The organism is Xanthomonas sp. SI (assembly GCF_014236855.1).
Lineage (GTDB): Bacteria > Pseudomonadota > Gammaproteobacteria > Xanthomonadales > Xanthomonadaceae > Xanthomonas_A.
Map to the genome: position 1 here is coordinate 4055075 of NZ_CP051261.1, position 11918 is coordinate 4066992.

Here is an 11918-nt window from a genome sequence, read left to right on the forward strand (position 1 = left end):
GGCTTTGCTTACACTGTGAGGCATGAACGATGACGCCCCCTATCGGATCGAGGTCGAAGTGTCGCCCCGGTTCCTCGACGACCAATCGGCGCCGGAGGACGGACGCTACGCGTTCGCCTACACCATCCGCATCCACAACCGCGGCCGCGTCGCCGCGCGGCTGATCGCCCGGCACTGGGAAATCACCGACGGCAACGGCCGCGTGGAGCGCGTGGACGGCGACGGCGTGGTCGGCGAACAGCCGCGGCTGCGTCCCGGCGAGGACTTCCGCTACACCTCCGGGCTGATGCTGGAAACCGAGCACGGCACGATGCGCGGCCACTACGACATGGAAGCCGACGACGGCACCCACTTCGTCGCGCCGGTCGCGCCATTCGTGCTGACCGTGCCGCGGACGCTGCACTGATGGCGCCCGCATGAGCGTGTGGGCCATCGGCGACCTGCAGGGTTGCTACGACATCACCCAGCGGCTGCTGGAAAAGATCCGCTTCGACCCGGCGGTGGACCGGCTATGGTTCTGCGGCGACCTGGTCAACCGCGGTGGGCAGTCGCTGGAAACCCTGCGCCTGGTGCACTCGCTGCGCGCGCACAGCGAGGTGGTGCTGGGCAACCACGACCTGTCGCTGCTGGCGATCGGCGAGCGCAGCCCGGACGAGCAGCGCAAGGTCAATCCGGACCTGCAGCGCATCGTGCTGGCCGAGGACCGCGACGAACTGCTGACCTGGCTGCGCATGCAGAAACTGCTGCACGCCGACCGCGAACTGGGCTGGATGATGATCCATGCCGGCCTGGCGCCGAAGTGGACCACCACCCTGGCCGAGAAGCATGCGCGCGAAGTCGAGCAGCAGCTGCACGGCAGCGGCTACCGCAAACTGTTCCGCAACATGTACGGCGACCGCCCGGCCTGGTCGCCGGGGCTGACCGGCTACGACCGCTCGCGCGCGATCATCAACCTGTTCACCCGCGCCCGCTATTGCACCCCGCGCGGGCGCATCGCGATCGAGGAGAAAGGCACCCCGGGCACCCAGGCGCAGGGCCTGTATCCGTGGTTCGAAGTGCCCGGCCGCGCCGAGCGCGACCTGAAGATCGTCTGCGGCCATTGGTCCACGCTGGGTCTGACCATCACCCAGGGCGTGCACGCGATCGACACCGGCGCGGTCTGGGGCGGCAAGCTCACCGCCTTGCGCCTGGACAGCGAAGACCTGCAGGTGGTGCAGGTGCCGGGGCGCCCGATCGAAGGGCCGCCGCCGGTACCGCGTGCGCGGCCGCCGCGGCGCAGGTCCGGCGGTGGGCGTGGTGCGGGTGGCGGTGCCACTACACCGCCGCCGCCCGCTCAAGACTAATGATGGCTGCCGGCAGGCAGGCTGCCACGTGTAGGAGTCAACTGTCATGCAGCAGCAATGGCAGGAGGAGCGTACGGTGCTCGATCACGCGCGATGGCGTTGAGCCAGCGCAGGTACTTGTGCATGCACGCGACGATGGCGACCTTGGCGGGTTTGCCTGCGGCAGTCAGACGGGCGTAGGTGTGCGCCAGCGGGGAGCCGGTGCGGATCGATGCCCAGGTGGCCATGTACAGCACCCGCCGCACGTCGGCGCGTCCGCCCTGGATGCGGCGTTGGCCGCGCCAGCGGCCGCTATCGCGATTGAACGGCGCCAGCCCGACCAGGGCGACGATCTTGCGCGCAGGCACGGTGCCCAGTTCGGGAAGCCGCGCGGCCAGGGTGGCGCGCAGGATCGGGCCAAGCCCGGGCAGTTTGGGCAGATCAGAGCAGGTCGCTCCCGCCTGCGCGATCTGTCGGGACACCTCACGAATGCGCTGCTGCAGTAGCGCGATTACCTCGCGCCACTGGTCGCGCACCGCCTCGCAGGTCACGTGCTCCAGGCACCGGCGCTGCGCATCGCGCTGGGCGACCAGGGTGCTGCGCAGGTGAAGCAGTTCGCGCAGCGCCTGTAGCGGTGCAGGGAGCACCGCGGTGGGCTGGGCGTGGATGCACTGGGCCGCCATGGCCAGCAAGCGCGCATCCAGCGCATCGGTCTTGGCCTTGAGGCCCAAGGCGCGCGCCAGCGCCCGGGGCCGGTGGGCAGGCAACCGGACCGCGGGCAGACCGGCCTGCGTCAGCGCCTGCAGCACGGCCTGTTCGTAGCCGCCGCTGGCTTCCAGCACGATCCGCTCGCATCCCATCTGGGCCAGGTGTTCGGCCAGGCAGGCGTGCCCCTCGGGCGTATTGGCTTGGGTCCAGGCCAGCCCGTCCGGCAAGACATGCATGGCCAGTTCGGCCTTGGAAACATCGATCCCGACAAAGCGCTGTATGGACATAGACGTTCTCCGCAGTAGACTCAGGGACGAGAGATCTCCTGCCGATGCCCATGCTTGTAGGTTCGAGCTCGCGGCTCAGGCAACTGTTCGGGCTTTTGGGGCAGGAGAATCGGAGTGCGGCGGTCCTGACTCCTACTCGTGCTCGTGAGGCACTGCGACTTAGCGGCCTGCCGCACTCCGCTCTCACCTCAACGATATACCCGCGTTAGACACAAGCGGCTTCAGCCGCGACAGGATCTCGCCGGTAACGCCCGGTCGCGGCTGAAGCCGCTCCTACAACAGACGCCGCGCCGCCCGCACGAATCCGCTACGGCGCGCTTTGCCTGCGCCGGTAATCGACGAATTCGAACGCCAGCGCATGCTTGGCATCGGCCGCATGCGCCTGCCGCGCCACGACCTCCCACTGCGCCGGATCGAACGCCGGGAAATGCGCATCGGCGCGCTCGACCAGGGTGTCCACGTGGGTCAGATACAGCATCTCGGCGTGCGGCAGCGCCAACGCGAAGATGTCGCCGCCACCGATCACCGACAGCTCTTCGGCGCCGCTGGCCTGGGCCGCCTCTATCGCCGCCTGCAGCGAGGCGACCGCCTGCATGCCCTCGAACGGCACCTGCCCCGAGCGCGTCATCACCAGGTTCAAGCGACCCGGCAACGCGCGCCCGAGCGACTGCGCGGTCTTGCGCCCCATCAGCACCGGCTTGCCCAGGGTCAGCGCCTTGAAGCGCTTCAGGTCGTCCGGCAAGCGCCACGGCAGATCGTTGTCGCGGCCGATGGCGTTGGCGCGATCGAGCGCAGCGATCAAGGTGAGCCGGGGCTTGGAACCTGGGACGTGGGACGCGCCCACATCCGTCCCCGCCGCTACAGCCGCCTTTTCCGATTCCCCATTCCCCATTCCCGACTCCCCGCCGCTCACACCGCCACCGGCGCCTTGATCGCCGGATGCGGGTCGTAGCCCTCGATCGCGATGTCGTCGTAGGTGAAGCCGAACAGATCGGTGACCACGGGATTCAGGCGCAGCGTCGGCAACGGCCGCGGCGTGCGCGACAGTTGTTCGCGCGCCTGGTCGTAATGGTTCGAATACAGGTGCGCGTCGCCCAGCGTGTGTACGAAATCGCCGACGCCCAGGCCGGTGGCCTGCGCCACCATGTGGGTCAGCAGCGCGTAGCTGGCGATGTTGAACGGCACGCCGAGGAAGATGTCGCCGCTGCGCTGGTACAGCTGGCAGCTGAGCTTGCCGTCGACCACGTAGAACTGGAACAGGCTGTGGCACGGCATCAACGCCATCTGCGGCAATTCCGCCACGTTCCAGGCGCTGATCACCAAACGTCGCGAATCGGGATTGCGTTTGATCTCGTCCACCAGCCATTGCATCTGGTCGATCTCGCCGCCGTCGGCGCCGGTCCAGCGCCGCCACTGCTTGCCATACACCGGGCCGAGTTCGCCCTGCGGGTCGGCCCACTCGTCCCAGATGCTGACCTTGTTGTCCTTGAGGTAGGCGATGTTGGTTTCGCCCTTCAGGAACCACAGCAGCTCGTGCACGATCGAGCGCAGGTGCAGCTTCTTGGTGGTCACCAGCGGGAAGCCGGCGTTGAGATCGAAGCGCATCTGCCAGCCGAACACGCTGCGCGTGCCGGTGCCGGTGCGGTCGGATTTCTCGGCGCCGTGCTCGAGTACGTGGCGCAGCAGGTCCAGGTAGGCCTTCATGGCTTGGCGTCCACTGCGACCGGTGCCGGCTGCAACACCGGCGCGCGGCGCGAGCGCCACAGCAGGAACAGGCCGAGCAGGATCAGCGGCGTGCTCAGGATCTGGCCCATGGTTAGCCAATGGAACGCCAGGTAGCCGATCGGCGCATCGGGCACGCGCACGAACTCCACCGCGAAGCGGAACACGCCATACAGCAGCGCGAACAGGCCGGACACCGCATAGCGCCGGCGCGGCCGCAGCGAGAACGCCCACAGCATCGCGAACATCACCAAGCCTTCCAGCACCGCCTCGTACAGCTGCGAGGGATGCCGCGCGAACTTGTCCAGCGCACCGCTGGCGTACTGCGCCTGGATCTGCGCCAGCGGCCAGTCCTGCAACTCCGGCGTCCGCGGGAAGATCACGCCCCAACCGGCATTGGTGAACTTGCCCCACAGCTCGCCGCCGACGAAATTACCGACGCGACCGAAGCCCAGGCCCAGCGGCACCAGCGGCGCGACGAAATCCATGGTGTCGAAGAAATGCAGGCGCGACTTGCGCGACCACCACGCCGCGGCCACCAGCACGCCGATCAGGCCGCCGTGGAAGCTCATGCCGCCGTCCCAGACCTTGAAGATCAGCAGCGGGTTGGCGAGGAAATCGCCCAGCGCGTAGAACAGCATGTAGCCGATGCGTCCGCCGAGCACCACGCCGAGCATCGCGTAGAACAGCAGGTCGGAGAATCCCTCCATGTCCACGCCGGGCAGGCGACCGGCGCGGATGCGCAGCCGGCCCAGCCACCACGCCGAGGCGAAGGCGGCCAGGTACATCAGCCCATACCAGTGCACCTTTACCGGACCGAGCGAGAAGGCGATGGGGTCGATCTGGTGGAGATAGGTCATGCGGGGAGCGTCGGCCGGAGGGCGAGGGTCGCCTATTCTGCCACTGGCGCCGGCTGCTGCCGTGGTCTCGGTCGACTTGGATGACGCTCCGCTTCATCTGCCGGCAGGCGCGAGCGTCTGCCATCGGCGCCGGCTGCCGCCGTGGTCTTGGTCGACTTGGACTGCACTAGGCTTCATCTGCAGGCAGGCGCGAGCGTCCGCCATCGGCGCCGGCTGCCGCCGCAGTCGCGACGGGCAGCGGCGCTACCGCTTCATCTGCGGGCCAGCGCGACCCGCATCGCAGCGACCATGCCGCGGCGGCGCTCAATCCAGCAGTTGCGGCATGTTCGGCAATTCGTCGGGCTCGGCCTGGCCCGGCTGCGCGGGGAAATGCGTGGCCAGCAAGGCCGATACCGCCGCCACCCCGGCGATCACCGCCTGCTCGGGCTGGCCGGCGCGCATGTCGCGCTCGATCAGCGCGCAGACCTCGCGCCATTGCGCGGCGTCGACGCGCCCGCGCAGGCCGCGATCGGCCACGATCTCGATCCGATGGTCGGCCAACAGCAGATAGATCAGCACGCCGTTGTTGGCCTCGGTATCCCAGGTGCGCAATTGCGCGAAGGCCTGCTCGGCGCGCGTGCGCGGCGCCATGCCGCGCAGCAGCGCCGCCGGTGCCAGCGCCGATTCGACCGCGAACATCACCTGGCCGCGATGCAGCCGCTCGCCGTCGGCGATCGCCGCGCCGATGCGCTCCAGGCTGGCGTTGGGGAACAGCGTGCGCGCCGCCGGTGCGAACAGATGGCGTAGCAGACGCATCACCAACTCCCCGAGGCGCCACCGCCTCCCGAACTGCCGCCGCCTCCGCCCCAGCCGCCGCCTCCGCCTCCACCGCCGAAGCCACCGCCTCCTCCAAAACCACCACCACCGAAGCCGCCGAAGCCGCCCCCGAATCCGCCGCCGCCCCAACCACCGCCACCACCGCCGCCGACCGAGCGGCCCGGCGAGACGCCCGACAGCAGGCCCAGCACCAGCCCGATCGCGCCGGTCAGCGCGGCGACGAACAGCGACAGGCTCAGCAGCAGCCCCACGCCACCGCCGGCCAGCGCCGCCAGCACGCCGCGCAGCAGACGCGGCGCGCGTGCGAACAGCAGTTGCGCGACGAAGGCGGCGAACAGGCCACCGAAGAAACCCAACGGCAGCTTGCCGCCGGAACGCGATTCGGCCGCGTGCGTGCTCACCGGCGGCGGCAGCTGTTCGCCGTCGATCAGCTTGACCAGCATCGCGGTGGCCTCGGCGATGCCGCCACTGTAGTCGCCCGCGCGGAACCGCGGCGCCAGGTACTCCTGGATGATGCGGTTGGCGGTGGCATCGGGAATCGCGCCTTCCAGGCCGTAGCCGGGCTGGATGCGCACGCGCCGGTCGTCCTTGGCCACCACCAGCAGCACACCGTCATCCACGCCCTTGCGGCCGATCTTCCACGTGTCGAACACGCGCTGGGTGTACTGCTCGATCGTCTCCGGCGCAGTGGTCGCGACCACCAGCACCTGCAGCTGACTGCCCTTGCGCTGCTGCAACTGCACCGCCTGCTGCTCCAACGCAAGGCGCTGGGTCGGCTGCAAGGTACCGGTGGTATCGACCACGGGCGTGTCCAGCGCCGGGATCGGCGCCTCGCTGGCCGCCTGCGCCCAGGCCAGCAGCGGCACCAGCGCCAGCAGCATCCCGAGCCAGACAAGCCGGCCGCGGCGCGCGCGGCAGTGGCGGATGGTCGTATCGCGCATTGCAGACTCCTGCCGACGCAATCGCGCGGCGGCATCGAAGGGAAGAAACCGCAGCGGCGGCGTGGCCCGGGAAGCGGTTCGCTGGCTTACGCCGCCAGCCCGGCTGCACAAGCTGGCAGCTCCCCGCAGTGCGGGCCGGCGCGCAGCGGCGCCATCGTCGACGCCGCCAGGCGCTGCAACGCGCTTACTGCGCAGGTGCCGGCTGTGGCGACTGCTGCGGTTGCGCTTGCGGCGCAGTCTGCGCCGGCTGGCCACCGAAATTCACCGCCGGCGCCTCGGAGATCTGCGCCTCGTTGGCCACGGAGAAGTTCGGCTTTTCCTTGTAGCCGAAGATCTTCGACGTGATCACCTGCGGGAACGAGCGGATGAAGGTGTTGTAGTCCTGCACCGCCTGGATGTAGCGGCCGCGCGCCACGGTGATGCGGTTCTCGGTGCCTTCCAGCTGCGCCTGCAGGTCGCGGAACGACTGGTCGGACTTGAGGTTCGGATAGTTCTCGGTGACCACCAGCAGCCGCGACAACGCGCTGGACAGCTGGCCCTGCGCTTGCTGGAACTGCTGCAGCGAAGCCGCATCGTCGGCGTTGACCTGGACCTGGCCGACCCGCGCGCGCGCATTGGTCACGTCGGTCAGCACCTGCCGCTCCTGGTCGGCATAGCCCTTGACCGTGTTGACCAGGTTCGGGATCAGGTCGGCGCGGCGCTTGTACTGGTTCAGCACCTCGGACCAGCCGGCCTTGACCGCCTCGTCCTTCTGCTGGATCGCGTTGTAGCCGCAACCGGACAACAGCGCCACCACGGCGGCGAGGAACAACGAGCGGGACAACAGGCGCATGGCGCTCTCCGGCATGAAGACAGGGCGCAGCTTGCCACGCCCCCCGTGAAAACGCAGCCGCGCCTGGGTCAGCCGTTCACCACTTGCCGGCGCCGGGCACGTGGTGCGCGGCGGCGCGGCGGCGCATCAGCAGGTTCAGCCATTCCACCAGCACCGAGAAGCCCATCGCCGCGTAGATGTAGGGCTTGGGCACGTGCACGTCCAGGCCGTCCAGGATCAGCACCACGCCGATCATCAGGATGAACGCCAGCGCCAGCATCTTCACCGTCGGGTTGGCGTCGATGAAGCGGCCCAGCGGGTTGGCCGCCAGCAGCATCACCGCCACCGCCAGCAGCACCGCCGCCACCATCACCGGGATGTGCTGGGCCATGCCGACCGCGGTGATCACCGAGTCCAGCGAGAACACGATGTCGATCACCGCGATCTGCGCGATCACCATCCAGAACACGCCCGAGGCCTTGCTGGTGGTGGGATCGGCGTCTTCGCCGCCGGTGATCATCTCGCGGATCTCCATCGTGCCCTTCACCAGCAGGAACACGCCGCCGACGATCAACACCAGGTCGCGCACCGAGATGCCCATGCCGGCGACGCTGAACAACTCGCCCTGCATCCGCGCCAGAAACGCCAGCGACACCAGCAGCGCGATGCGGGTCAGGCACGCCACCGCGATGCCGAACTTGCGCGCGGCCGGGCGTTGCGCCTCGGGCAGTTTGCCCACCGCGATGGAGATGAACACCAGGTTGTCGATGCCCAGCACGATTTCCAACGCGCTCAGCGTCAGCAGCGTCAGCCAGGTGTTGGGATCGGCGAGAAACTCGAGAGCCATGGGGTCGAATCCTTTAACGGTAAAAAAGACAGGCGGACGTCACAGCACGCGCGGCAGCAGGATCAGGCCCCAGCACAGCACGACATTGGCCAGCATCAGCAGTACCGCCGCCGAGCCCATGTCCTTGGCGCGGCCGGCCAGTTCGTGGTGCTCGGGGCCGTAGCGCTCGATCACCGCCTCGATCGCCGAATTGAGCAGTTCCACCGCCAGCACCAGCAGCAGCGAACCGATCATCAGCGCCTGCTGCACCGGCCCCTGCCCCAGCCACAGCGCCAGCGGCGCCAGCAGCACGAACAGGCACGCTTCCAGCCGGAACGAGGACTCGTGCAGCCAGGCCGCGCGCAGCCCCTGGTACGACCAGCGCAGTGCCATCAGCATCCGGCGCGGTCCGCGCGGCAGGTGCCCGAATTGGTCGGCCATGGATCAGGCCTGGCCTGCGGAACGGGGACGCAACGGCAACGGCCGGAAGAGAACGGTCATGGGCAATGGCGAAGCGGGCTAGGCGCCAATTTTGCCACAAGCCCCCGTTCGCCGCTGAAATGAACCGCCGCACGCCTCCGATTTGCCTGCCTCGTCGCGCCTGCGGCACCATCGCCGCTCCGCCGCATCCAGGAGACGCACCATGTCCCGTTCGCCGCTGCGCACCGCGCTGCTCGCCACCTGCCTGTTCCTGCTGGGCCTGCATCCGGCCCTGGCGCTCACTCCGGCCGCCGCACCGAAGATCCCCGAACAGGTTTCCAGTCCGGACTGGGAACAGGACATGCAGCGCTTCGCCCAGGCCGACGCCGCGCATCCGCCCACGCCCGGCGGCGTGCTGTTTGTCGGCAGTTCCTCGATCCGCTTCTGGACCTCGCTGGCCAGCGATTTCCCCGGCGTGGACACGCTCAACCGCGGCTTCGGCGGTTCGGAGATCCGCGACAGCACCTGGTATGCCGACCGCATCGTGGTGCCGTACCGGCCGCGCCTGGTGGTGTTCTACGCCGGCGACAACGACCTCAACAGCGGCCGCAGCCCGCAGCAGCTGCGCGACGACTTCCTGGCCTTCGTGACGCGGGTGCGCCGCGACCTGCCCACGACCCGCATCGCCTACATCTCGATCAAGCCCAGCCCGGCGCGCGCGGCGCTGCTGCCGCAGGTGGCCGAAGCCAATGCGCTGATCCGCAAGGCCGCCGCCGGGCTGAAGCGGGTGGACTTCATCGACGTGGCCACGCCGATGCTCGGCGCCGACGGGCAACCGCGCGGCGAACTGTTCGGCCCGGACCATCTGCACATGAACGCCGCCGGCTATGCGCTGTGGCGCGACATCGTGCGACCCTATCTGCAGCGCAAGTAGGCAGTGGCGCCCTTCCTGGCTCCCGACCGGCTACCCTTGGCGGGCCCGTTCCGTTGTCCCCCGCGTGGAGTAGCACAGGATGCCCAGGGCCCTGGTCATCGAAGACGATGAAGTGACCGCCCGCGACATCGTCGCCGAGCTCGGCGCCCATGGCTTCACCGCCGTGTGGATCGCCAACGGCCGCGACGGTCTCGACCATGCGCTGGCCGACGGCTACGACATCATCACCCTGGACCGCATGCTGCCGGGCATGGACGGCATCGATGTCGTTTCCGAACTGCGCAAGCGCGCGGTGGAAACGCCGGTGCTGATGATCAGCGCGCTGTCGGAGGTGGACGAGCGCGTGCGCGGCCTGCGTGCCGGCGGCGACGACTACCTGACCAAGCCGTTCTCGCCCGACGAGCTTGTCGCGCGCGCCGAAGTGCTGCTGCGCCGCCGTCGCAGCGCCAGCGCCACGCCGCAGACGCGCCTGCGCGTGGCCGACCTGGAACTGGACCTGGTCCGCCACAACGCGCTGCGCAACGGCCAGCCGCTGGCCCTGCTGCCCACCGAGTTCCGCCTGCTCGAGTTCCTGATGCGCAACGCCGGCCAGGTGGTGACGCGGCAGATGATCTTCGAGCACGTCTGGGGCTTCCATTTCGATCCCGGGACCAACGTGATCGACGTCCATCTCGGCCGCCTGCGCCGCAAGATCGACGGCAACGGCCAGCCGCCGCTCATCCGCACCATGCGCGGCTCGGGGTATGTGCTTGCGCCCGCTGACTGACGCCTGGCGTTCGGCCACCGCGCGGCTGATCCTGATCTACGGGGCGCTGTTCGCGGTCTGGTGCGTCGTGCTGCTCGGCGTGGTGCAGTGGGAGTCCTCGCGCTACCTGTCGAACGTGGTCGACCAGATGCTGGCCGCGCGCATCCACTACCTGGAAAACACCGATCCCAGGCGCCTGGCCGACACGGTGGCCGCGGCCAGCGCCATCGACATCCAGGGCTTCATGTGGGTGGGCCTGTTCGACGCCAATGGACGCCGCATCGCCGGCAACATCGATGCGGTGCCCAAGGGCATGGCCGAGGACGGGACGGTCCGCCCCATCGAGGCCAGCCTGATCGACACCGGCCGCGGCAGCCAGACGCGCGCGCGCGGCATCGCCCGGCAACTGCCGGACGGCCGGCGCCTGGTGGTGGCGAAGGAAAGCAACGTCATCGACGGACTCAGCGGGATCATCTGCCGCGGACTGCTGTGGGGGCTGTCGTTGACCCTGCTGCCCGGCGTGCTTGGCGGCATCCTCATCGCGCGCGGCCCCGCGCGCCGCATCCGCGCCATCCAGCAGGCGATGGAACCCATCCGCCAGGGCGACCTCAGCGTGCGCCTGCCGGTGTCGCGCGGCGGCGACGAGGTGGATTTGCTCGCGGCCACGGTCAACCAGGCGCTCGGCGAGATCGAGCGCCTGCTCGGCGAAGTGAAGGGTGTCACCGACAATATCGCCCACGACCTGCGCACGCCGCTCACGCGCATGCGCACGCGCCTGCACCGCCTGCAGCAACAGTTCGCCGACCGCCCCGAAGGCCAGCAATTGGACGATTGCGTCGGCGAGATCGATACCGTGCTGACCCGCTTCCGCGCCCTGCTGCGGGTGTCGGAGCTGGAGGACCGCCAGCGCAGCGCCTGCTTCGCGGCGCTGGACCTGGGCGCGCTGCTGAACGATGTCCACGGGTTCTACGCACCGCTGGCCGAGGACCGGGGGCAGGTGTTCGAACTGGCGCTGGAGCGGTTGCCGTCCGTGCGCGGCGACCCGCATCTGCTGTTCGAGGCGCTGGCCAACCTGGTCGGCAACGCGATCAAGTTCACCCCCGACGGCGGCACGATCCGCCTGGCGGCGCACACCGACGCGGCCGGCAACGCGCGCATCGACGTCGCCGATAGTGGGCCGGGCATTCCGCCCGGCGAGCGCGAAGCGATCTTCCGCCGCTTCTACCGGGGCGACCAGACCCGCGCCAAACCCGGCTGCGGGCTGGGGCTGGCGATCGTCAGCGCCATCGTGCGCCTGCACGGCTATGCGCTGCGCGTGGGCGGCGACGCGCGCGGGGCGGTGTTCTCGGTGATCTGCCCGGCCGCCGCCCCGCCGCCCGAACCGCGCGCGGCCGCGGCCGAACCCGGCGCGCCGGGCGGACAGCTGCCGGACGCCCGCCCGCTGGCGCAGTGACGGGCAACCAGTCGGCCCGGCAACGACGTGTCCGGCCGCCGCCACGTCTAAATAAATCTTAACTACGCCCAGG

At 69.3% G+C, this 11918-nt stretch carries 14 protein-coding genes; 5 read left to right on the forward strand and 9 right to left on the reverse strand.

What is annotated here, in order from left to right:
• Positions 1 to 22: 22 nt before the first annotated feature.
• A complete protein-coding gene (apaG, locus tag HEP75_RS17180) occupies positions 23 to 406 on the forward strand; it encodes a Co2+/Mg2+ efflux protein ApaG (RefSeq protein WP_145705570.1) in 384 nt (127 codons plus the stop codon).
• Positions 407 to 416: 10 nt separating this feature from the next.
• Positions 417 to 1343 (forward strand): symmetrical bis(5'-nucleosyl)-tetraphosphatase, encoded by a 927-nt coding sequence (locus tag HEP75_RS17185; protein WP_185824312.1) that lies wholly within the window; start codon positions 417 to 419, stop codon positions 1341 to 1343.
• Positions 1344 to 1387: 44 nt separating this feature from the next.
• Here the strand turns inward: HEP75_RS17185 and HEP75_RS17190 are convergent, their stop codons facing one another.
• The 9 genes from HEP75_RS17190 to HEP75_RS17230 form a co-directional block, all read right to left on the reverse strand.
• On the reverse strand, positions 1388 to 2317 hold the full coding sequence (locus HEP75_RS17190; protein WP_185824313.1) for an IS110 family transposase: 930 nt from the start codon (positions 2315 to 2317) through the stop codon (positions 1388 to 1390).
• A 307-nt stretch (positions 2318 to 2624) separates the two neighbouring features.
• The gene (locus tag HEP75_RS17195) at positions 2625 to 3119 is read right to left on the reverse strand and encodes a dihydrofolate reductase (protein WP_255423889.1); all 495 of its coding nucleotides are present in this window, start codon (positions 3117 to 3119) and stop codon (positions 2625 to 2627) included.
• A gap of 107 nt (positions 3120 to 3226) precedes the next feature.
• Entirely contained in the window at positions 3227 to 4021 is a 795-nt protein-coding gene (locus HEP75_RS17200; protein ID WP_185824315.1) for a thymidylate synthase, read from the reverse strand.
• A complete protein-coding gene (gene lgt / locus HEP75_RS17205) occupies positions 4018 to 4899 on the reverse strand; it encodes a prolipoprotein diacylglyceryl transferase (RefSeq protein ID WP_185820929.1) in 882 nt (293 codons plus the stop codon). The genes HEP75_RS17200 and lgt overlap by 4 nt, the downstream gene beginning before the upstream one ends.
• Before the next feature lie 303 nt (positions 4900 to 5202).
• Complete coding sequence (locus HEP75_RS17210) at positions 5203 to 5694, reverse strand: TPM domain-containing protein (protein WP_185824316.1); 492 nt, start codon at positions 5692 to 5694, stop codon at positions 5203 to 5205.
• Positions 5694 to 6656 carry a TPM domain-containing protein gene (locus HEP75_RS17215; RefSeq protein WP_185824317.1) on the reverse strand — a complete coding sequence of 321 codons (963 nt, stop codon included), beginning with the start codon at positions 6654 to 6656 and terminating at the stop codon, positions 5694 to 5696. Before HEP75_RS17215 ends, HEP75_RS17210 begins: the two co-directional genes overlap by 1 nt.
• A 184-nt stretch (positions 6657 to 6840) precedes the next feature.
• Entirely contained in the window at positions 6841 to 7488 is a 648-nt protein-coding gene (locus tag HEP75_RS17220; RefSeq protein ID WP_185824318.1) for a LemA family protein, read from the reverse strand.
• A 76-nt stretch (positions 7489 to 7564) separates the two neighbouring features.
• A complete protein-coding gene (locus HEP75_RS17225) occupies positions 7565 to 8314 on the reverse strand; it encodes a TerC family protein (RefSeq protein ID WP_185820933.1) in 750 nt (249 codons plus the stop codon).
• A gap of 39 nt (positions 8315 to 8353) precedes the next feature.
• On the reverse strand, positions 8354 to 8734 hold the full coding sequence (locus HEP75_RS17230) for a diacylglycerol kinase (protein WP_185820934.1): 381 nt from the start codon (positions 8732 to 8734) through the stop codon (positions 8354 to 8356).
• A gap of 202 nt (positions 8735 to 8936) precedes the next feature.
• On the opposite strand from HEP75_RS17230, the gene HEP75_RS17235 reads away from it, so the two are divergent.
• The 3 genes from HEP75_RS17235 (at position 8937) to HEP75_RS17245 (ending at position 11845) form a co-directional block, all read left to right on the forward strand.
• Entirely contained in the window at positions 8937 to 9647 is a 711-nt protein-coding gene (locus tag HEP75_RS17235; protein WP_185824319.1) for an SGNH/GDSL hydrolase family protein, read from the forward strand.
• A 79-nt stretch (positions 9648 to 9726) separates the two neighbouring features.
• Entirely contained in the window at positions 9727 to 10413 is a 687-nt protein-coding gene (locus HEP75_RS17240) for a response regulator transcription factor (RefSeq protein WP_185813820.1), read from the forward strand.
• Positions 10391 to 11845, forward strand: coding sequence for a HAMP domain-containing sensor histidine kinase (locus tag HEP75_RS17245; RefSeq protein ID WP_185813821.1), 1455 nt, complete (start codon positions 10391 to 10393; stop codon positions 11843 to 11845). Before HEP75_RS17240 ends, HEP75_RS17245 begins: the two co-directional genes overlap by 23 nt.
• The last annotated feature ends 73 nt before the right edge of the window (positions 11846 to 11918 follow it).

Bases quoted from the DNA above. Each gene is read 5' to 3' on its own strand.
- apaG (WP_145705570.1), top strand. From the start codon at position 23: ATGAACGATGACGCCCCCTATCGGATCGAGGTCGAAGTGTCGCCCCGG.
- HEP75_RS17185 (WP_185824312.1), top strand. From the start codon at position 417: ATGAGCGTGTGGGCCATCGGCGACCTGCAGGGTTGCTACGACATCACC.
- HEP75_RS17190 (WP_185824313.1), bottom strand. From the start codon at position 2,317: ATGTCCATACAGCGCTTTGTCGGGATCGATGTTTCCAAGGCCGAACTG.
- HEP75_RS17200 (WP_185824315.1), bottom strand. From the start codon at position 4,021: ATGAAGGCCTACCTGGACCTGCTGCGCCACGTACTCGAGCACGGCGCC.
- lgt (WP_185820929.1), bottom strand. From the start codon at position 4,899: ATGACCTATCTCCACCAGATCGACCCCATCGCCTTCTCGCTCGGTCCG.
- HEP75_RS17210 (WP_185824316.1), bottom strand. From the start codon at position 5,694: ATGCGTCTGCTACGCCATCTGTTCGCACCGGCGGCGCGCACGCTGTTC.
- HEP75_RS17215 (WP_185824317.1), bottom strand. From the start codon at position 6,656: ATGCGCGATACGACCATCCGCCACTGCCGCGCGCGCCGCGGCCGGCTT.
- HEP75_RS17220 (WP_185824318.1), bottom strand. From the start codon at position 7,488: ATGCGCCTGTTGTCCCGCTCGTTGTTCCTCGCCGCCGTGGTGGCGCTG.
- HEP75_RS17225 (WP_185820933.1), bottom strand. From the start codon at position 8,314: ATGGCTCTCGAGTTTCTCGCCGATCCCAACACCTGGCTGACGCTGCTG.
- HEP75_RS17230 (WP_185820934.1), bottom strand. From the start codon at position 8,734: ATGGCCGACCAATTCGGGCACCTGCCGCGCGGACCGCGCCGGATGCTG.
- HEP75_RS17235 (WP_185824319.1), top strand. From the start codon at position 8,937: ATGTCCCGTTCGCCGCTGCGCACCGCGCTGCTCGCCACCTGCCTGTTC.
- HEP75_RS17240 (WP_185813820.1), top strand. From the start codon at position 9,727: ATGCCCAGGGCCCTGGTCATCGAAGACGATGAAGTGACCGCCCGCGAC.
- HEP75_RS17245 (WP_185813821.1), top strand. From the start codon at position 10,391: ATGTGCTTGCGCCCGCTGACTGACGCCTGGCGTTCGGCCACCGCGCGG.